Annotated in this window: 17 protein-coding genes and 2 pseudogenes; 9 read left to right on the top strand and 10 right to left on the bottom strand. The window is 67.4% G+C overall.

Features of this window, described 5'->3' with window-relative positions:
- Positions 1–20: 20 nt before the first annotated feature.
- The 4 genes from DL519_RS46305 to DL519_RS12550 form a co-directional block, all read right to left on the bottom strand.
- The gene (locus DL519_RS46305) at positions 21–356 is read right to left on the bottom strand and encodes an alcohol dehydrogenase catalytic domain-containing protein (protein ID WP_263399633.1); all 336 of its coding nucleotides are present in this window, start codon (positions 354–356) and stop codon (positions 21–23) included.
- A gap of 98 nt (positions 357–454) precedes the next feature.
- Positions 455–1,222 (bottom strand): glucose 1-dehydrogenase, encoded by a 768-nt coding sequence (locus tag DL519_RS12560; protein WP_190814887.1) that lies wholly within the window; start codon positions 1,220–1,222, stop codon positions 455–457.
- Positions 1,223–1,247: 25 nt separating this feature from the next.
- Positions 1,248–1,580 (bottom strand): carboxymuconolactone decarboxylase family protein, encoded by a 333-nt coding sequence (locus DL519_RS12555; protein ID WP_223838858.1) that lies wholly within the window; start codon positions 1,578–1,580, stop codon positions 1,248–1,250.
- A gap of 54 nt (positions 1,581–1,634) precedes the next feature.
- The gene (locus tag DL519_RS12550; RefSeq protein ID WP_223838856.1) at positions 1,635–3,038 is read right to left on the bottom strand and encodes an MFS transporter; all 1,404 of its coding nucleotides are present in this window, start codon (positions 3,036–3,038) and stop codon (positions 1,635–1,637) included.
- Positions 3,039–3,139: 101 nt separating this feature from the next.
- Here DL519_RS12550 and DL519_RS12545 point away from each other — a divergent pair, with 101 nt between their 5' ends.
- Positions 3,140–4,042: a helix-turn-helix transcriptional regulator gene (locus DL519_RS12545; RefSeq protein ID WP_190814883.1), complete on the top strand. Its 903-nt coding sequence runs from the start codon at positions 3,140–3,142 to the stop codon at positions 4,040–4,042.
- 324 nt (positions 4,043–4,366) lie between these two features.
- On the opposite strand, the pseudogene DL519_RS46300 reads toward DL519_RS12545, so the two are convergent.
- Both DL519_RS46300 and DL519_RS12525 read right to left on the bottom strand, forming a co-directional pair.
- A pseudogene (locus DL519_RS46300) lies at positions 4,367–5,894 on the bottom strand (IS1380 family transposase).
- A gap of 749 nt (positions 5,895–6,643) precedes the next feature.
- Entirely contained in the window at positions 6,644–7,216 is a 573-nt protein-coding gene (locus DL519_RS12525) for an AAA family ATPase (RefSeq protein ID WP_223840266.1), read from the bottom strand.
- Between the two features lie 168 nt (positions 7,217–7,384).
- On the opposite strand from DL519_RS12525, the gene DL519_RS12520 reads away from it, so the two are divergent.
- Positions 7,385–8,665, top strand: coding sequence for an ISAs1 family transposase (locus tag DL519_RS12520; RefSeq protein ID WP_190812573.1), 1,281 nt, complete (start codon positions 7,385–7,387; stop codon positions 8,663–8,665).
- Between the two features lie 39 nt (positions 8,666–8,704).
- Here the strand turns inward: DL519_RS12520 and DL519_RS12515 are convergent, their stop codons facing one another.
- Positions 8,705–9,346, bottom strand: coding sequence for a bifunctional 4-hydroxy-2-oxoglutarate aldolase/2-dehydro-3-deoxy-phosphogluconate aldolase (locus DL519_RS12515; protein ID WP_190814881.1), 642 nt, complete (start codon positions 9,344–9,346; stop codon positions 8,705–8,707).
- A 204-nt stretch (positions 9,347–9,550) separates the two neighbouring features.
- Here DL519_RS12515 and DL519_RS12510 point away from each other — a divergent pair, with 204 nt between their 5' ends.
- The 7 genes from DL519_RS12510 to DL519_RS12480 all read left to right on the top strand — a co-directional run bounded on the left by DL519_RS12510 (position 9,551) and on the right by DL519_RS12480 (position 16,235).
- Positions 9,551–10,501 (top strand): Gfo/Idh/MocA family protein, encoded by a 951-nt coding sequence (locus DL519_RS12510; RefSeq protein ID WP_223838854.1) that lies wholly within the window; start codon positions 9,551–9,553, stop codon positions 10,499–10,501.
- Positions 10,458–11,492 (top strand): LacI family DNA-binding transcriptional regulator, encoded by a 1,035-nt coding sequence (locus DL519_RS12505; protein WP_223838852.1) that lies wholly within the window; start codon positions 10,458–10,460, stop codon positions 11,490–11,492. Before DL519_RS12510 ends, DL519_RS12505 begins: the two co-directional genes overlap by 44 nt.
- The gene (locus DL519_RS12500; RefSeq protein ID WP_190814875.1) at positions 11,489–12,028 is read left to right on the top strand and encodes a VOC family protein; all 540 of its coding nucleotides are present in this window, start codon (positions 11,489–11,491) and stop codon (positions 12,026–12,028) included. Before DL519_RS12505 ends, DL519_RS12500 begins: the two co-directional genes overlap by 4 nt.
- Complete coding sequence (locus DL519_RS12495; RefSeq protein WP_190814873.1) at positions 12,028–12,939, top strand: sugar phosphate isomerase/epimerase family protein; 912 nt, start codon at positions 12,028–12,030, stop codon at positions 12,937–12,939. Before DL519_RS12500 ends, DL519_RS12495 begins: the two co-directional genes overlap by 1 nt.
- Positions 12,936–13,919 carry a Gfo/Idh/MocA family protein gene (locus DL519_RS12490; RefSeq protein WP_190814871.1) on the top strand — a complete coding sequence of 328 codons (984 nt, stop codon included), beginning with the start codon at positions 12,936–12,938 and terminating at the stop codon, positions 13,917–13,919. Before DL519_RS12495 ends, DL519_RS12490 begins: the two co-directional genes overlap by 4 nt.
- 172 nt (positions 13,920–14,091) lie before the next feature.
- Positions 14,092–15,474: an MFS transporter gene (locus DL519_RS12485; RefSeq protein ID WP_190814869.1), complete on the top strand. Its 1,383-nt coding sequence runs from the start codon at positions 14,092–14,094 to the stop codon at positions 15,472–15,474.
- Complete coding sequence (locus DL519_RS12480) at positions 15,471–16,235, top strand: SDR family NAD(P)-dependent oxidoreductase (RefSeq protein WP_190814867.1); 765 nt, start codon at positions 15,471–15,473, stop codon at positions 16,233–16,235. Before DL519_RS12485 ends, DL519_RS12480 begins: the two co-directional genes overlap by 4 nt.
- A 133-nt stretch (positions 16,236–16,368) precedes the next feature.
- Here DL519_RS12480 and DL519_RS49905 read toward each other — a convergent pair whose 3' ends face one another.
- The 3 genes and pseudogenes from DL519_RS49905 to DL519_RS50705 all read right to left on the bottom strand — a co-directional run bounded on the left by DL519_RS49905 (position 16,369) and on the right by DL519_RS50705 (position 19,168).
- Positions 16,369–16,749: a hypothetical protein gene (locus DL519_RS49905; RefSeq protein ID WP_223840265.1), complete on the bottom strand. Its 381-nt coding sequence runs from the start codon at positions 16,747–16,749 to the stop codon at positions 16,369–16,371.
- Positions 16,750–16,784: 35 nt separating this feature from the next.
- Positions 16,785–17,501: a tyrosine-type recombinase/integrase gene (locus DL519_RS12470; RefSeq protein WP_190814865.1), complete on the bottom strand. Its 717-nt coding sequence runs from the start codon at positions 17,499–17,501 to the stop codon at positions 16,785–16,787.
- A gap of 65 nt (positions 17,502–17,566) precedes the next feature.
- A pseudogene (locus DL519_RS50705) lies at positions 17,567–19,168 on the bottom strand (IS1634 family transposase).
- Between the last annotated feature and the right edge of the window lie 17 nt (positions 19,169–19,185).

Genomic DNA, 19,185 nt, shown 5'->3' with positions numbered 1-19,185 from the left:
AGCGCCGTCGCCGACCACGGCTACTGTCTTGGCGGGTTGCACGTCGGCGGCGACGGCGCCGAACCAGCCGGTGCCCAGCACGTCGGAGGCGGCGAGCAGGCTCGGCACCAGGTCGTCGGAGGGCAGGTCGGGGGTGGCGACGAGGGTGCCGTCGGCGAGCGGGACCGCAGGTACTCGGCCTGCGCGCCGCCGGCGCCGACGAACTCGCGGTGCACGCAGGAGGTCTGGAACCCGGCCTGGCAGATCTCGCAGGTGTTGTCGGAGGCGAAGAACGAGCCGATGACGAACTGACCCGGCTTGATCGTGCTCACCTGGCTGCCGACTTCCTCGACTATGCCGACGTACTCGTGGCCCATCGGCGTCGGCGCGGTCCTCGAACCGGACGTCGCCGGGGGCGTGGATAACAGCTCCGCGCATGGCGTTGTGCTCCTTCTCGTGGTTGATGGGTTGCAGGTCAGCGGGCGGTGTAGCCGCCGTCGACCGGGAGGACGGCACCGACGACGAAGCTCGCGCCGGGGCTGCACAGCCACAGCACGGCCGCGGCCATCTCGTCCGCGGTGCCGAGCCGTCCGATCGGCTGGTCGGCGGCGGCCTGGGCGCGGTCGAGGTCGCCGGAGTCGAACATCGCCGTGACCATCGGGGTTTCGATAGTGCCGGGGCAGATGGCGTTGATGCGGATCCCGCGCGGCGCGTACTCCAGGGCCGCGCTGCGCGTGAGACCGATGACGCCGTGCTTGGAGGCGTGGTAGGCCGCCCGGCCGGGGAGACCGACCAGACCGCCGAGGGAGGAGCAGTTGACGATCGCACCCGAGCCCTGGCCCCGCATCTGGGCCAGTTCGTGTTTCATACATGCCCAGATGCCGCGCAGGTTGACACCGTTGACCCGGTCGAACATCTCCGCGGTCTCCTCGGCGGCGTCGGTCACCGGCGACTGGATGCCCGCGTTGTTGTAGGCCACGTCCAGGCGGCCGAACCGCTCGACCGTCGCGGCCACCGCAGCGGCGACCTGGTCCTCGTCGCGCACGTCGCAACGCACCGCCAGCACGTCGTGTCCGGCATCGGTCAGCTCGCGGTCGGCGGCCTGCAGCGCTGCTGCGTCCGCGTCGGCCAGGGTCACTGCCGCGCCGGCTTGCGCAAAGGCCCGCGCGGTGGCCAAGCCCATGCCCGAGCCGGCCCCGGTGACGAAGGCGACCTGCCCGGTGAAATCGTAAGTCGGGTTCACGAACTCCTGCCTCTCCATCCGGTGGCTACCCGCGGAAGACCTTCTTGGCCACGGCCAGCGCCGCCATCGCCTGCGGCCAGCCCGCGTAGAAGGCCAGGTGAGTGAGCGCTTCGATCAGCTCGGCCTCGGTGTTGCCGTTCTCCTTGGCCAGGCCCAGGTGGTAGACCAGCTGCTCGGTGTTGCCGTTGGTGGCCAGAGCGGCGACGGTGACCAGGCTGCGTTCCTTCGGCGTGAGCTCGGTGCGCTTCCACACCTCGCCGAACAGCACGTCGTCGGTGAAATGCACCAGCCCCGGTGCGAACTCGCCGAACATCTTCGCCGCCCCGGACGGCTCCTTAGCGGTGTTCTCGTCGGTCACGATTCCGTCCTTTCCGGACTGTCCTTTGTAGGTCCTCATTGTTCGAATGTCGTTCTAGCGGCGGGTGCGCAATCCCGCGACCGCGGTGACCGCGGCTGCCGCGGCGACGGCGGCGGCCAGCAGCAGGCTGACCTTCATCCCGGTGGCCATACCCGCCGGCGCGGCCAGTAATGCGCCGAACACGGCGACGGCGAGCGCGCCGCCGAGCTGGCGGCTGGTGTTGAGTACCCCGCTCGCGGTGCCGGCCTGGTGGCTGGGGACCGCGGCGAGCAGCACCGCGATCACCGGTGGGATGACCGTGGGCCCGCCCAGGCCGACCAGCACCATCAGCGCCGCTGTCACCCAGACGGGTGCACTGGCCGCGGTCAGGGCGACCGCCCCGAGGCCCAGCGTCATCAGGATCAGACCGGTCGCCACGACCGGCCGGGCGCCGGTGCGCTCGACCACCCGCGGCACGAGCGGGGTCAGCACAAGCCCGACCAGCATCATCGGCAGGAACACCACGCCGGTGCCCAGCGCCGACAGGCCCTGGTGCTGGAGAAGCAGGCTCATCACGAACGGCATGCCGTAGTAGCCGACCATGAACGCGAACCCGATCACCATCGCTGCCACCACCGTCCGGGTCCGGAACAGGGCCGGTGGCACCATCGGATGCGTCACCCGAGCCTGGAGCACCACGAACGCGACCAGTGCCACGACCGCGAGCCCGAAAGCCACCACCACCTGGGGATCGGTGAACCCGGCCCGGCCGGCCTCGATCGCCCCGAACACCAGCGCGGCCATCGCGACCGCCCCGGTGGCCTGCCCGGCCCAGTCGAACGGCACCCGCCGCCGCGCCGACCGCTCCGCCCGAGCCAGCAGCACCAGCGCCACCACACCGACGGGCACGTTGACCAGGAAGATCCACCGCCAGCTCACCTGGGTCAGCAGCCCGCCGGTCAGCGGCCCGGCCGAGGAGGCGATCGCGCCGCCCATCGCCCAGACCGCCACCGCACGAGCCCGTTTCACCGGATCGGGGTACGCCTGACCGATCAGCGCCATCGACGAGGGCATCACCACCGCGGCCGCGGCACCCTGCACCAGCCGGAACACCACCAGCAGCCCCAGCGACGGGGCGAGGCCGCAGGCCACCGAGGCGGCCACGAACAGGCCCACACCCCACCCGAACGCCCGTTTTGCCCCGATCCGGTCGGTCAACGACCCGGCCGAGAGCAGGAACGCGGCGAACGTCAGCGTGTAGCCGTCGACCACCCACTGCAACCCGGTGATCCCGCCGCCCAGCTCAGCTCGCATCGCGGGCAGGGCGACATTGACGATGACCGCGTCCAGGGTGACCACGAAGAACCCCAGCAACGCCGCCAGCAACGTCGCCGCAGCCCTGCCAGCGCCCGGCGCGGCGTCGTTCACTGGCTGGGAGATGGCTTGGGGTGCTGGTCCGGTGGTGTTCGAGGTGGTCACACCACGATGGAACGCTCACCTGCACGTATGCGGGAGGTCGCATCGTTCCGGGTTCTGTCAGAACCCCCCTCGTGACCAGGGCCGGTCGTACCGTGGAGGGCATGAGCGCCAAGAGCACCGACGTCCGCGACTTCCTGGTCACCCGCCGGGCCAAGATCACCCCGGAACAGGCCGGCCTGACCATCTACGGCGGCAACCGCCGGGTCCCGGGCCTGCGCCGCGAAGAGGTCGCGATGCTCGCCGGCGTGTCCGCCGACTACTACACCCGCCTGGAGAAGGGCAACCTCGCCGGCGTCTCCGACAGCGTCCTCGACGCCATCGCCGCCGCCCTCCAACTCGACGAGGCCGAACGCGTCTACCTGTTCGACCTCGCCCGCGCCGCCAACGCTGCCGGCCGCCCGCACACCCGCGCAGGCCAGCGGCGTCGTCCCCAGCAGCGGGTCAGCCCGATCGTGCAGCAAATCCTCGACTCGATGACCACCACCGCCGCGTTCGTCCGCAACGGCCGCCTGGACATCCTCGCCACCAACCCGCTCGCCCGCGCCCTGTACTCACCAGTCTTCGACAGCCCCACCCGCACCAGCGAACACACCCCACCCAACCTCGCCCGCTTCGGCTTCCTCGATCCCGCCGCCCACGACTTCTTCCCCGACTACGACCAGTCCTGCCACACCTCGGTCGCGATCCTGCGCACCGAAGCTGGCCGCGACCCTCACGACAAGGGCCTGTCCGACCTCATCGGCGAACTGTCCACCCGCAGCGAGGACTTCCGCACCCGCTGGGCCGCCCACGACGTCCGCCTGCATCGCACCGGCGTCAAATGCTTCCGCCACCCCGTCGTCGGCGAACTCACCCTCAACTTCGAAGCCATGCAACTCACCACCGACACCAGCCTCACCCTCACCGCCTACACAGCCCAACCCGACTCGTCCTCTGCGGAGTCACTCCAGCTCCTTGCCAGCTGGGCCGCGACCGAGATCAGCACCGCGTCCGGCAACCAATAGCTGGTGCGCGCCACCAACGCGCTGAACCCTCAACGTCCTTCAGAGCAGAGCATGTCCGCGTTTGATCCTCGACGCACTCTTCGTCGGGTTCGACCTAGCCCTCAAATAAGCGAGTCGGTCTCTGTGGGGCGGTGGTAGCCGAAATGATCACGTTGGCGTGAGCGTGGGATACGCCGATGAGTGGTGGGGGACGTTGTGGGGCTCGTATGGGCCGGTGTCGTGGCGCTCGGGTGGGTGCTGGGCGCCGATTTCGGGTTCGGGCAGGCGTTGTCGCCACCGCGGGTGCGCGGTGGTCGGGTGTGAAGTCTGGTAACCGGTGGTGGGTTAGCCGAAGCGGGTGCGTTCGATGGTGTTCCAGGTGCTGAAGAGTCGGTCCAGGCTGGGTTGGTAGCCGATGAGCCGGATGGTGATGCTGCGGGCGTGGCGGATGACCATGGCGGGGATGAGGATGATGTGGTGGAGGAAGCGGCGGAATTCCATGCGGATGTAGTCGCGCCGGTGGTGTTTTCGGTGCATCATCATCGCGAACCAGGATTTGATGTTCCACGCGAGCGCGGCGATGACCATGTAGGCCCAGTTGGAGATCAGGTCGTATAACGGTACCCGCAGGGCTTGGATGCCGGATTTGAGTTGTCCGATGATGTTTTCCTGATCGCAGCGGTCGCCTGCGCAGGCCACCACCTCGGCGGCGGTGAGGTCGGTGCGGGCGGTGATGTAGAAGAAGTAGCGGATCTCGTCGAACAGGACCTGTTCGCCGCGGGTTTTGCTGATGTTCTTGCGCACCGCGACCACTTGGTAGGGCCGCCGGCATTTGCCGGGCTGGTAGGTGAACTCGGCGACGTCCTCGTGGTTGAGTTCGAGGTTGACATACCCGCGTTCGGTGACGATCCGCTGCTTGTGGTTCTCCCTGCGGGCACGGGTCCCTCCGGTGCGCGGCTCGTAGGCGGCGGGCCGCTGCAGCCGGCTTCAGCAGGCCTCGTCGAGCGCTTCGGCGCGGGAGCGCAGCGCGGCGTTGTTGTCCATGCCGAAGACGAAGTCAACCTTCTCGGCCCAGCGGTCGAAGTGCGCGGTCAACGAGAAGTCGGTATCCCCGCGCAGGCACACCCGCTCGGCGTGCGGGGCCACCAACTCGATCGCCTTGTCGATCCACTGCGCCGCGCCCTGATGGCTGGGCGCGTTGCCGGGCCGGTTGACCAGATACAGCACTTCCTTGGTGTTGGCCAGCGACACGATCAGCGGCGCATACCCCCAGATTCCCTTGTAGGAAATGTCCATCCCGGCCTTGTGCTCCCCGCCGGTGGGCACGATCGTGCCGTCGACGTCGAGGTAGGCGATCGGACCCAGTAGGTCTCGTCCCCGACCCGTCCACAACTGCGGGCGCACCGCGTTGATCGCCTCCATCAACGCCACCACGTCATCCTTGGCGAACCGACGGCAGAAGTCCCCCGCCGTGGTCGGATCCGCCGATCAGGTCCGCGCCCAGCGCGTTCATGTAGGCGGTGTCATGCCGCAGCCGCTCGATGTCCTCCAGCCGGGTGCCGCCGCAGGCCACGTTGTAGGCGAGGTTCAACACGTGATCGGACTCATGGTAGGGCAGGTGCACCTTCAACAACGCCAGACTGTCGTTGATCCGCTCGGCCAAACCGAGCTTGGTCACCAGTCGGTGCACCGCCGCGATCCCGCCGAAGCACGTGGCGTCGACGTTCCCGCCGATCTCGTAGCTCACCGTGCCCGAGTGCAGCATCGGCTTGGACTGCGCGCCCCAGTGTCCCGCACGTGCATGCCGGGCCGCCACCTTGCGCCGTCGGCGTGCCGCGTTCCGCCGACTCTGCTCGTGCGGTATCTTCTTCACCACAAAGGCCTTTCCTCTTGGGATGCGTTGGAGTCGCAAACCCAAGCAGGATAAGGCCTTTGCCTTATCTCAGGCCGGATCTACCCACCCGACACGCTTGATGAAGGACTAGACACCCCGATGATCTCCCATCAAGGCCGCGCCCTCGTGCCGCGTGTCCAGCCTGCTCAGAAACCCGCCGCAGCCCTCAGATCAACCTTGCACACGCCCTGCGGACGGTATCGCCCTAATGTGGCCTCGGCAAAGCACTTGGTTCCGAAAAGGACACTCGTTTTGGTCAGCACGCAGACGGGGTGGCTGTTCTTGTGCCGGTAGCGTTTCGTCGCGCTCACCGTCCTCTTTGTGCCGTCTGGGAGATCAGCGAGCGCGGTGTCGCCGCGTGCGGCGTCGCCGGCGTAGGTGATGTCGGAATACCGCATGGACAGGCCCGGAGGACGCATTCTGGTGGCGTCAGGGTGCCATACCGGCCCGCCCCTGCGGAGTCTTGGGCGTTGGCACCGTGCGTCGAATCGTTGCTTCGGAGGAAGTCATCGAGCCGACGGTGCAGCGGACAACGAGGCTCCTGCCGAGTGCGTGGCACAGTGCCTCGTTGACGTGGACACAACGGCCTAGGATATCCAGCAGCGCTACCGGGACGGCACCCCGGTCCAGCAGCAGTGGCCAGTGCTCGGTCATCTTTCTGAGCTCGCTTCGATCAATCGCATCGGGTATTTGGATCTTTCCCGAAGCCTGTGTGGCGTTCCACTGCGTTACAAGGTGTGCGGTCGCGCGCGCCCGGCATCGTCCGTGAGCCCCACAACGGCGTCGAGGTCGGGTTCGTCGTCGTTGTCGACGACGACGTGTTGAGCGCCGGACCAGGCGCAGTCTTGGGTGCCTAGTCGTTGCCAGAAGGCGGGCCAGTCGGCGAGCTTGGCCTGGTCGCGCGGTAAAGCTCGTTGAATGAGGCGCGCTCGGACGGTCTCGGCGGAGGTCCGTACCTCGACCACGACGAGGGGTGTCCCCGTGGGCCAGGAGGCTCGGTCGGCGGAGGTGATCAAGAAGTCCGGGTCGCCGAGGTAGGCCGCGAATGGCGCGTCGAGGACGACGGGGAGTCCTAGTCGAAGGTTGTCTGCTGCGGTGGCGAACAGGGCTGCGTATTCGGCTGGCATGAGCCGTTCGATGTAGGTCGGGTCGTCTTCACGGCCTCCGGCCTGCCGTCCGGCCAGTTCGAGTGCTGCGTCCACGAGCTCGCCGGCTACGGAGTCCTTGTCCAAGTAGACCGCGCGGAGCTTGTGAGCGAGTTCCCGGGCGACATACGACTTTCCCGAACCCGCAGGCCCGATCGCGACGAAAGCCGGTGGTGGACCCAGGGGAACGTCAAAGTTTGTGATCTTGGTGTGAAGTCCTGAGTGCGTGGTGACGCGTGGTGTGTCTGGATGTGGGTGGTGGCCTTCTGCCTGCGATGATGCGGGTTACCACACCTTGATCATCGTCCTAACAGGAGGCCACCGGTGTCAGTGTCGCATGTCCAGGATTCGTGCTCGCCGATTGCTGGCGGGTTCGGTGCGTCCGTGGAGATCGGCATGGACGTCGGTGTTGCCGCGGTGGGCGGGTTGGTCGAGATGCTGAGTCGGGTGCCTGACCCGCGCAAGCCGCGCGGGGTTCGTCACCGGGTTGGTTCAGTGCTGGCGGTAACGGTGTTCGCAGCGCTGGCCGGGGCCGGTAACTTCCGGGAAGCGGGGGATCGTGCCGCGGACCTGCCGCAGGAGTTGTTGGTGTTGGCCGGCTGCCGTCGGCACCTGTTGACCGGGCGTTATGTCGCGCCCAGCGAATCGACGATTCGTCGGGTGGCGCACGATATCGATGCTGACGCCGCCGATGAGCAGGTGTGCCGGTGGCTGCGGGAGCAAGCTGCGGCTGCGGCCCTGGCCCGTGGCGTCGATGTGGCCGGGGGTGATGACCACGGACCAGAGGGACTGGTCGGTGTGGCCATGGATGGCAAGACCCTGCGGAACACGGTGGCGCCCGGCGATCCGGAAGGCAGCGAGGTGAAGCTGTTCTCGGCGATGCTGCACCGAGAAGCCGTCGTCATTGCTCAGTTGCGGGTTCCTGAGGGCACCAACGAGATCACCCAGGTGGCCGCGCTGCTCAAGGACATCGATCTGACCGGTGTGGTCGTCACCGGGGACGCCGCGCACGCCCAGCACACCACCGCCGCGTACCTGACCCAGGACCGGGGCGGCCACTACGCACTCACGGTGAAAGGCAACCAGCCCACCCTGCTCACCCAGATCGCCTCAGTGCTCCCGCCGGCCGCGCCGGGCACCGCGCATCACGCCGAAACCGACCGCAGCACAGGCAAGATCGTGCGCCGCCAGATCTGGGTCGCACCGGCCAACGATGTTGACTTTCCCGGTGCCGCACAAGTGTTTCGTATCCGCCGCGACACCTTCGACCACGCGGGTAACCACCTGACCAAGGAGGTCGTGCACGGCATCACCAGCCTGACCGCCGAACAAGCCGGCGCCGACCTGATCGCCCGGTTCGTCCGCCAACATTGGGGCATAGAGAACAAGATTCACTGGGTTCGAGACGTCGTCTACCGCGAAGACCACCAACACGCCTACACCGGAACAGGAGCCCAGGTCATGGCCACCCTCCGCAACCTCGCCCTCGGGCTATTACGCCTGGCCGGAATCACCCAGATCACCCGAACTCTGGAACGTATCGCCGCTGACCGAACCCGAATCATTCCGATCATCGCAGCCGCTACCAGCACAAACCGACTTTGACGATCTCCTGGTGGTGGACCGGGGGCCGGGTGCAGCGGGTCAGGCGCGGGCATCGGCCACCGCCTCGAGAAATGACCGGGCCGCCGCACGCACCGGGTGTTGTTCTGCGCTTTCTCGCAGTGCGGCCTTGGTGATGAAGCTTCCGACGCCAACGGCTGCGACTCCGGCGTCGAACCAGTCGCCCACGTTGTCCGGTGAAACACCACCAGCCGGGACCAAGGGGATGTGGCCGAGTGGTTCGAGCACGGCACGGGCGAAGTCGCGGTTGAGCACCGATGAGGGGAACAGCTTGACGAGATCGGCTCCTGCCGCGGCCGCTTGGACGATCTCCGTGGGTGTTGCCGCTCCGCAGATGCTGACGACCTGGTACCGGCCGGCGGTCTCGAGCATTCCGGGATCGAACTGGGGGCTGACCAGGAAACGCGCGCCGGCCTGAATGCTCGCGTAAGCCGATGCTGCGTCGAGCACGCTACCGGCGCCGACCTCGACCTCGGGGTGCTCCGAACTCAGCCGGCGAATCACGTCCAGGGCGCCCGGCGTCGTGAGTGTCACTTCGACCGCTCGAATGCCCCCTGCGATGGCCTCGCGCGCGACTGCGTAGGACGCCTCGGCGGTGGACAGGCGCACGATCAGCACGGTGCCGGTGTCGTGCACAGCGGTCAGGGTGCGCAGCTTGCGCATCAAGTCACCTCACGGGTGGGTCGGGGTGTGGGCGGTGTTGACAAACCTTAAGACCCTCTGCTTCGGTATTGCAACCGATTGCAGCAACCGATCTCAGCAATCGGTCTCATCGGCGACAGGCAGCAGAAATTGATCCACATCGAACTCGGGAGGCCCGCGGTGAGACGTCCGCGAACAGCGGTTCTGGGTGCTCGGCACTGGCACGTGCCCCTGTATCTCAGCGCCTGGGCGGACACTCACGATGTCGTGCAGGTCCAGGATGAGGAGCCTGACCAGATCACGGACATCGCCCGGCGTCTCGGCGCGCCGGTCTGCGGGGACGTCGAGGTGGCGCTGGACGCCGGGCCGTTGGACTTGGCCTACGTCTTCGGGCCACACGACCGCATGCTCGATACCTGCCTGGCCTTGGTCGAGCGCGGCGTCCCGTTCGTGGTGGAGAAGCCGGGCGGTCTGGGACCTGGAGACGTGGAGAGCGTTCGGGACGCGGCGAGCGCGGCAGGTGTCGCGGCGACCGTCCCGTTGGTTCAACGTGGCGGACCCGTGGATCGCGCCCTGTCCATGGCCGGCGCGCCGACGTACCAACGCGCGAGCTTCGTGGCGGGCCCGCCGGAGCGCTATCGAGAAGCGGGTTGCTCCTGGATGCTCCAGCCCGCCCGATCCGGTGGAGGGTGTCTGGTCAACCTGGGCCCGCACTTCGTCGACCTCTTCCTGCAGCGCAGTGGGGCTCGGCAGGTCGAGCTCGTGGCGGCCAACCTGTCCGCGAGCCTGCACGGCGCGGGCGTCGAGGATCACGCCACCCTGGTGCTCGCAGGTGACGACGGCAGTGAGGCGATCATCGAGGTCGGCTATGCCTTCCCGGCGAGCCCGATCAAGCGGTACTGCTCGTACACCAGCGTCGGCAGCAGGGGATACGTCGATGTGGGCACCTCGGGCCAAGTCGCGTTCACGCGTGCGTCGGACGGTGCCAGCGAGTCGAGCCTGATCGACGTGGACAGCGACCCGCTGTACGACGTGTTCGTCCGGCGGGTGGCCGACACCTGGGAAGACGGCTTCACGGGGCTGCCGACCTTGGGAGACCTCGGCGACACAATGAACCTCATCTGGGCCGCTTATGAGCGGTCGTCCATTTCGTCCGGGGAGGTCAGCCTTGGCTGAGTTGAGCATTGACGACGTCGCCGCCCGAGCGGGGGTCCACCGCTCCACGGTTTCTCGCGCCTTTTCAAGGCCGGAAGCGGTGAACGAGGCGACTCGGCAACACATCCTGGAGGTGGCTGCGAGCCTCGGTTACCGGATGAGTCCGTTGGCGCAGGCCTTGCGCCGCAAGGCGAGCAATCTCGTCCCGCTGATCGTCCCGGACATCACCAATCCTTTCTACGGCGAGCTGGCGAAGACCATGTCGGCGGCAGCGGCCGAGAAGGGTTACCAGTTGGTGTTGTGCGTGACCGGCGGTGAGGTGGCGCAGACGAACGCGTATCTGACGGCCTTGCAGGGGATGTACGCGCCCTTCGGGATCGTCGCACCGTCGACCAGCGTGGATCTCGATGAGCTGGAGAACGTCGCGCTCGGCAGCAAGGTCGTTGTCGTCGACCGCGTCGACGAGGCTCGCGTGCCGACCGTGACGGTGGACAGCGCTGAAGGCATCGCCCTCGCCGTGGACCACCTGCGTGGCCTGGGGCACCGGCGCATCGCCTACGTGTCCGGCATCTCGGGGACGTACACGTCCCGGGACCGACTGGCTGCGTACGAAGGGCTGGCCGCCGAGCTGGAGATGCCGGCGATGATCTTGGACGCCGGGGCGGGGCCGGAGGTCGGTGAGCGAGCCGCTGAGCGCTTCGTGGAAATGACTGCCGGTGAGCGTCCGACAGCGGTGATCGCGGCCAACGACATGGTCGCCTTCGCGTTCATCTCCGCTCTCGGCGCCAGAGGCGTGTCCGTTCCGGACGAGGTGTCGGTGATGGGCTTCGACGGTCTGGAGCTCGGTTCTCGCTTCAACCCGCGGCTGACCACCGTTCGCCAGCCCATCGCCGACATGGGGTTCATCGCGATCGACCTGGCCGAAAAGCTCCTCGAGGACGGGGAAGCACGACATGTCACTCTCGCCCCGGATTTGCTGATCCGCGCCTCGACCGCGGAGGCACCCCGATGAGTCTCCCCACCGGATTCCGGTACGTCGACCACGTCGCCTTCACGGTGCCCGACCTCGCCGAAGGGGTCGCCTTCTTCGTCGAGGCCCTGGGCGCTGAGGAGCTGTACCGCTCGGCGCGAGGGCCTGATGCCGAGTTCATGCCCGAGCACTTCGAGGTTCCAGCCGACGCTCGTCTGGAACTCGCGATGTTGCGCATGCCGCCCAACCTCAACGTGGAGCTGTTCCAGTGGTGGAGCGCGGACCAACGACGGGACCATCCCCGTCACTGCGATCTCGGTGGCCACCACCTGTGCTTCGCCGTGGAGGACGTCGACGCGGCCGTCACGCATCTTCAGGCCCACGGCGCCCGGGTCATGGGCGGCACCAAGGAGGTCGGTCCGGACAGCCCTGTCGTCGCCGGAAACCGGTGGACCTACCTGCGGGCGCCCTGGGGCCTGCTGCTCGAGCTCGTCGACCGGTCCCGAGTGCAGAACCCACCACCTCTGGTCGGCCCGACTAACTGGACCGACCCTTCTCGAACTGGAAAGGACCTGTAGTGCGGATCGCTGGCCACACCCTCGGCACACCCGAGCAGTCCGTCCCCGAGGCACTAGAACTCTTCGCCGCAGCAGGTTTGGACGGGGCGGAGGTCATCTACCAGGACGGCTACCGCAGCGGACTGCCGATCGGGGACGATGCTGCCGCGGACGAGGCGGCCCGAGTGGCGGACGATCTCGGTGTAGCGGTGGTGGGGCTTGCCCCGTACACCACGGGGATCAACCACGCGGATCCAGCGCAGCGCCGGGCCGCGCTCGATGAGCTGCGAGCGGCGGTGGACTGCGCTCATCGAGTGGGCGCGACCCGGATCCGGGTGTACGCGGGTTCCTGGGGAGCGGATCGTCAAGATCACGCCGGACATTGGGAGCGCCTGCGCTCCGGGCTTTCTGAGCTGGCGCCGCTGGCCGCCGACGCGGGTGTGCGCCTGTGCGTGGAGAACCACTTCGGAACCATGACGCAATCGGCCAGGGACACCGCTCGGCTGGTGCGCGAGGTGGATTCGCCTGCGATCCGGGTGCTGTACGACCAGGCGAACCTCACCTTCACCCACGACGAGGCGTGGCCGGAGGCGCTGCGGGAGCAGGGCGATCTGCTCGGGCACGTCCACGTGAAGGACCTCGTCTTCACCGATCCGGACGCTCCCTTCATCGCTTCCGAGACGGCTCGGGTGAAGGCGGAGGAGCGGGCCGTGCGCTCCCGCATTGTGGGCGAGGGCATCCTGCCCTGGTCAGACATCCTGCAGGCCGTCAAGCAGCACGGGTACGACGACGTTCTGAGCCTCGAGTACGAGTACCGCTGGCACCCGCAGGACCTCCTGCCTCCGGCGGATGGGTTCGCCCGGTCCGCTCGCGCGCTCCGTTCCCTCGTCGAAGAGGCCGTCGGCCTCGCGCCTGCGAAGGAGTCACGATGAGTCAGCCGCCGCTGCGCGTCGGTGTGGTCGGCGCCGGGAACATCGCGCACATCGCGCAGTTGCCCACCCTGGTGGAGCGCGACGACGTCGTGCTCGACGTCGTGGTGTCCCGGCGCGACGATCCGTCCGAATTGGTCCGTCGATGGGGGTTCTCCACGGCGGTTTCGACTGTCGAGCAAGCGCTCGAGCGCGACTTGGACGCGATGTTCGTCCTGACACCGAGGTCGGAGCACGTCCGCGGTGTCAGTCGTGCGTTGGAGGCGAACGTCGACGTCTTCTGCGAGAAACCCCTCGCGACCGCGACCGACGATGCCGAGCGGCTCGCCGACCTCGCCGACGAGCACGGCCGAGTGCTGATGGTGGGGTTCAACCGCAGGTTCGCGCCGACCTACGTCGCCGCTCGTGAGCAGTTCGGGGACACCGGTGCCGGCTTCTGCGTGGCGCAGAAGAACCGTCGCGGCAGCGAGTACCGCGCGACCTTCGAAAACGCCATCCACATGGTGGATCTCTTGCGCTGGTTCTGTCCGGGTGAGCCGGTGGACGTCTCCGCCCACGCCGCCGGTGACGACCCTTGGCAGGAGGACGGCGTCTCGGCCCTGGTGCGCTTCGCAGGTGGCGGTACGGGCGTCTTGATGGCGGCGCGGAACGCGGGTTCGTGGGCGGAAAAACTGGATGCCTACGGCGCGGAGCGCACCGCCGAGGTGGTGGCTCCGGACACGGTGACCCTGACCCGGGACGGTGTGAGCACCGCGCGCTCGATGAGTCCCGAGGCGTTCGGCTGGGCCACGGCGACGAAGACCTTCGGGTTCACCACCGCTGTGCACCACTTCCTCGACCGGGTCCGTGACCGCGCTACACCGCTGACGTCGGGGCGAGAGGCCGCGCGCACTCAGGCGCTCCTCGACCGGATCCTGCAGGCCGCCGGGCTGCCCACGGAAGAACAGGAGGGGCGGACGTGGTCCAGCCACGCGACGCGCTGACTCTCCAGGAACTTCGACTGGATTCTGCATCGCCGTGGCCAGTTTCCAGGAGATCAATTTTCAGAGTGGGCGTTCGGAACCGTCGACATCGTCGACCGCCCCACCCCGGTCGGCGGTGACCTGACCGCCGACCGTCCGCAAATCCATCCCTACCCGCACCGAGGAGCGCTCAATGGCGACCGCACGAAGAATGACCTCACCGGGGTCCCCATCGGCCACCAGCCAACCGGACGCCTCACCCCGCCGAAGGCCGTTCAACGTGCTGGCGGGCACCATCGGCCATTTCGTCGAGTGGTACGACTGGTACATCTACGGCCTGCTGGCCGCCGTGTTCGCAAGCCAGATCTTTCCGGGTGGCACCGCGCTCACGTCGCTGGTCAGCGCCCTGATCACCTACGCCGTCGGGTTCGTGGTGCGACCGCTGAGCGGCCTGATCATCTCGCCGCTGGCGGACCGCTACGGTCGACGCGTCGTCCTGGCCACGACCATCGGTGGTATGGCGGTCGGCAGCCTGGTCATCGCGCTCACGCCGCCGTTCGCCGTCATCGGCTACGCGGCGCCGCTGTTGTTCCTGTTCGCTCGCGTGCTGCAGGGGATCTCGGCCGGCAGTGAGATCCAGAGCGCCATCGCCTACATGGTGGAGAACGGCTCGACCAACCGGCGCGGGCTGTTCGGCTCTCTGTCGAATGTGGCCAGCGGACTGGCGACGTTGGCCGCCACCGGTGTCGCGGCGATTGTCACCTCGACGTTGGACAGCCATGATCTGGCGACCTGGGGCTGGCGCATCCCGTTCGCCATCGGCGGCGTTCTCGGCGTCGTGGGTTTGTTGCTGCGGTCGCACGCCGACGAATCCCCGGAGTTCGCGGCGGATGTCAATGGCTCCACCGGCGGTCGGCGGCCGGCCGCGTCGCGACTGCGGGAACTGTTGCGCAATCACCCCAAGGCACTGCTGCAAACCGCGGCTCTCTCGGCCCCGGCAGTCGCCTACTACACATGGGCCACCTTCCTGCCCACCTATGCGCACCTGACTACCGGGCGTGAGCTGGGCTCCACCTTGACCGGGAACGTCATCGGGCTGGCCCTTCTGGTGATCATCGTGCCGCTGTGCGGCGCCCTGTCCGACCGCCTCGGCCGGCGCAAGCTGTTCCCCATCGTCGGGGCGGGCGGCATGGTGGTGCTCTTCTATCCGCTGCTGATGTTGTTGCAGCAGCCTGGTTTCGGCGTGTACGTGATCGTGACCGCCTCAGGCTGGGTGGTCCTGGCGATCTGGCAATCCGTCTACCCGACGATCCAGGCCGAACTGTTCCCCGCGGCCGTTCGCGTGTCCGGCATCGGTGTGGCCCACCAGATCGTGATCGCTGCGCTCGGCGGGACGGCCCCACTCATCGCCAGTGCTTTCGTCGACGCGGGACACCCCATGGGCGTGGCGGTGTACATGACGATCGTCGTCCTGCTCTGCCTCGTCGTGTACATGACGCTGCCGGAGACGGGCAACTCCGGGACGCACACCACCGCTGCAGCGCAGAGCTCCACGTCGAAGGAGGACACCCGATGACCGCCCCGTCCCGGGTCGCGTTGGTCACCGGGTCCAGCGGAGGCATCGGCGCGGCCACCGCCGAACGCTTGCACGCATCGGGCGCGGTGGTGATCGGCTGCGACCGCACGACACCAGGCGGCCGCCCACCATGGCTCGCCGACTTCCGTGAGCTCGACATCACCGATGAGCAGGCCGTGCAAGCCACCGTGGCCGGGGTCCAGGAGGACTACGGGGCGATCGACGTCCTGGTGCACGCCGCCGGAATTCTCGGCAACGTGCCGGACCTGCTCACGACGCCGAGCACCGAGTTCGCCCGGGTGATGGCGATCAACGCCACGGGAGCCTTCTCCGTGCTGCGCGAAGTCGGACTGGTCATGCAGAACCAGCGCTCCGGATCCATCGTCGCTGTCGCCTCGGTCGCCGCGAAGGAGGCCCGTCACGCGTACGTGCCGTACAACGCCAGCAAAGCGGCCGTGTTGAACGTGTGCTGGTCACTGGCTTTGACACTCGGTCCCGACAACGTGTCGGTCAACTGCGTGTGTCCCGGACCGGTCAACACCGCCATGTGGGACCAGCTCGCCACCCGCGCTGGCGGAGGCGACCCGGAGGGGAACCAGCGCGCCCGCCAAGCTCGGGCTGCGCAGATCCCGATGGGCCGGTTCGCCGAGCCGGAGGAGGTGGCGGAGACCATCGCCTTCCTCAGCGACCCAGCAAACCGTTACCTGACCGGTTTGACCCTGGACGTCGCCGGCGGCGCCCGGCTGGGAATGGGCAGCTGAGGGACCGACTCCGCACTGTGGCGCCGGTGAAGTCGATCCCTGCCGCCGCGGAGTTGGCGTGGACTTACCGAGCAGAGGTCCACACGCTGACCCTCCGGGAGCCTCGACCAGCTCCTCCAACACTGCGACGTGATCACGGGTTTGCCTCGGTGGTCTTGCCTCGGTTTGGTGGACACCTGATCTCTTGGGACGCTTGTCCTTGGAAGGAGTGTCCACGCAGTGCCGAACTACCCGTATGAGTTCCGCCGTCAGATGGTGGAGCAGGTGCGCGCCGGGCGGTCGCCTGGATCCGGGCGTGTGCCCGGCGGTATTTGTCCAGGCACAGCGGGATGAAGTTGCTGCGGCCGACCTCACCCATGAGCAGGTGCAGCCGGCGCAACACCGGCTCCAGCTCCGGCGGGCAGGCGACGTAGCCCGATATCATCGGCCACAGGGCGCCGACCGGTTCGTCCGGATAGTGCTCGGTGAGGAAGAACAGACCGAGCTCGACGGAGAAGAACTCCTTCGGTGAGATGTCTTTCGGCAGCCACGGAACAGCGAGACCGACTTCTATAGCCGGCGTCGTCGCTGAGGTTTCGCAGTTATTGATGCGCAGGGCAAATATGTGATGTCAGGCGGCGTAGCGGACTTCGGGTTTGCCGAAGTAGGAGCGAACTCGGTCGGGCAGCTTCTGGAGTCGGTGGAGGAAGGAGCGGACCCCTGTTTCCAGCTCGTCGCGGGTTTTCGGTGCTGTGCCGGTGGACACGGCAGTGCTGCGGCTTGCGTGGCGAGCTGGAGGGCTTGGGCCGGGGTGACCCAGAGTTGTTTGGTGCGTTTGGCGCGGTGGCGTTTTCCTCGGCGGTTCGGGCGGATGGGGTTGGCGGTGATGAGTTCTTCGTCGGCGGCGTCGGCCAGCATCATGGACAGTACTTTGGTCATCGTGGTGATGGTGGCTTCGGCGTAACCGTTGGAGCGGATTTTCTTTTTCCATTTGGCCACGCCGATGCCGGTGATGTCGGTCAGGGCGGATTCTCCCCAGCGTGGCAGGATGTGGTTGTTGAGCAGGCTGCGGTATTGGGTCTCGGTGTTGTCCGAGACGTCGAGCGCGTCGAGCCAGTCCGTGCTCCATTCGGTTAGGGTGATCTGGCCGGCTGCGGGGTCGATCCAGGTTCCTTGCCGCTGTTCGGTTTCCAGGGTGTCGGCGTAGGCGTCTGCGGATTTCTTGCTGGTGAACCCGGGGATTGAGCCTAGCCGGAGTTTCCGGCTTTGATCGTTGATGAGGGTCATTTGTGCTGGTCGGTCCTGGTTTTTGCGGGTGTTGGGTGTATTACCCACGTGTGTGTTGGGGCTGGTCAGCGGGTTGGTGCGTAACGGTCGAGGGCGAAGAGGTTGTAGAGGGTTTGCTGGGTGGGGTTGCGGTCGGTGAGGATACGTTGGGCGCGGGGACGGCCTTTGCCGCCGTCGTGGTGCAGCAGCACGGTTTCTTCGATGCCGGCGAGCTCGGCCAGTAGTGCACGCACTGACAGGTGCAGGCCGGCTTGCCCGGCCTGGCGGCGCATCAGGTGAGCGATGGCCAGCGCGAGGACGCAGTAGAAGACATGCACCCGGATCTTGGAGTCGGTCCAGTGGTGCATCGGGGAGAACGACACCACGTGGGGATCCTTCATCTGGCGGAACCCGGACTCGACCTCGGACTGGGAGCGGTAGGCGGCGACCACGTCGGCGACGGTCCACTCGACACGGTTGGTGAACAGGACCCGCTTGCCGAAGAGACGGTTCTCCAGGCGTTTGCGGGCTTTCTGATTGGTGCGCCAGGACAGGCGGAACTCGGTCGGCGTGTCCCCGGTCAGGGTGGTGGTGATGACCTCGCTCACCCAGCGGGGCCGGCAGATCGCGGCGATCTCGGCTTCGACGGCGGTGCGGTCGCGGCGGGTCTTGCCGCGCGCCAGCTTCGCTTGCAGCTCGGTAAGGCGGCGACGGGCCTTGGCGAGAGTCTGGTCGAACCCGCGGGCCTATTTATCGTGCAGGGTCGGCGAGTGTGTCAGCACCGCGCGCCGCCGCACGCCCAATGCGGTCACTTCCGTGTCGACACACCGCACGCCGGGATACCGATCGTCGTCGACTGGGCTGTAACGGGTCTTGGGAATCGCGAGCAGGTCTGGATGGTCACTCGGTGGCAGCGACCCGACGAACCCGATCCCGGCGTCCTCGACGAGGGTGTGGTTGTCGCACGAGTTCTCTCCGGCGTCGTAGACCACGGTCAACGATTCGACCTGCGCGGTCAACTCCTGGTAGCGGGCCAGCAGTTCGTCGACGACCGCGGAGAATTGGGTGACATCCGGTCGCTCCCCGCCGTATGCGTGCGACACGATCGGGATTCCCCCGTCGCGGGTCACCACCAGGCCCAGCCCGACCAGACGCAGGTCCGTGCGTTTCTGCTTGGCCTTACCGCGTTGCGCGATCGGCGCACGCTCGTTACCGGAATCGGTGAACGTGGCGAAGTTGGTCATGTCCAGCACCAGCCCGGACAGGTCCAGTCCGAACTCGGTGACCATCCGCCGCCCCAGTTCGGCCTCGATCCGGCGCAGGCCGTCCTCGTCGAGCCGGTCCATCGCCTCCCAGAACCGGCGGTGGTCCAACGCGCCCTCTGCGACCTTCACCCAGCGTGGACCGGCCGTGCCCGCCCACCAGTCCGCGAAGGCCGCCTTCGAACACGGCGCGACGACCCGGTTGGCCGTGGCCAACGCCAGGTAGGTGCCCACCGAAGCGCCTGCATGCGCACGGCGGGGCGCGACCGCATCGATGATCCCGACCACGTCCAGGCGTTCCAGCACCGACCACACCGCAGCCAGGTCCCCGAACCGTTTGTGCTGGCTACGCACCGGTTCACCACCCCCCTGCCCGGACAACTTGCCCATCACCTCCTCAGCGGTACCCAGGTACTCCTGGGACACGATCCGCGGCTTGCCGT

The sequence above is a fragment of the Saccharopolyspora pogona genome, assembly GCF_014697215.1.
In the GTDB taxonomy this organism is placed as follows: Bacteria; Actinomycetota; Actinomycetes; order Mycobacteriales; family Pseudonocardiaceae; genus Saccharopolyspora; species Saccharopolyspora hattusasensis.
This window is presented reverse-complemented; position numbering and strand designations above follow the sequence as displayed.

Coding starts and splice junctions, on each gene's coding strand:
- DL519_RS12470 (WP_190814865.1), bottom strand. CDS start 17,501: ATGACCCTCATCAACGATCAAAGCCGGAAACTCCGGCTAGGCTCAATC.
- DL519_RS12490 (WP_190814871.1), top strand. CDS start 12,936: ATGAGTCAGCCGCCGCTGCGCGTCGGTGTGGTCGGCGCCGGGAACATC.
- DL519_RS46305 (WP_263399633.1), bottom strand. CDS start 356: ATGGGCCACGAGTACGTCGGCATAGTCGAGGAAGTCGGCAGCCAGGTG.
- DL519_RS12545 (WP_190814883.1), top strand. CDS start 3,140: ATGAGCGCCAAGAGCACCGACGTCCGCGACTTCCTGGTCACCCGCCGG.
- DL519_RS12505 (WP_223838852.1), top strand. CDS start 10,458: ATGAGCGGTCGTCCATTTCGTCCGGGGAGGTCAGCCTTGGCTGAGTTG.
- DL519_RS12485 (WP_190814869.1), top strand. CDS start 14,092: ATGGCGACCGCACGAAGAATGACCTCACCGGGGTCCCCATCGGCCACC.
- DL519_RS12480 (WP_190814867.1), top strand. CDS start 15,471: ATGACCGCCCCGTCCCGGGTCGCGTTGGTCACCGGGTCCAGCGGAGGC.
- DL519_RS12500 (WP_190814875.1), top strand. CDS start 11,489: ATGAGTCTCCCCACCGGATTCCGGTACGTCGACCACGTCGCCTTCACG.
- DL519_RS12515 (WP_190814881.1), bottom strand. CDS start 9,346: ATGCGCAAGCTGCGCACCCTGACCGCTGTGCACGACACCGGCACCGTG.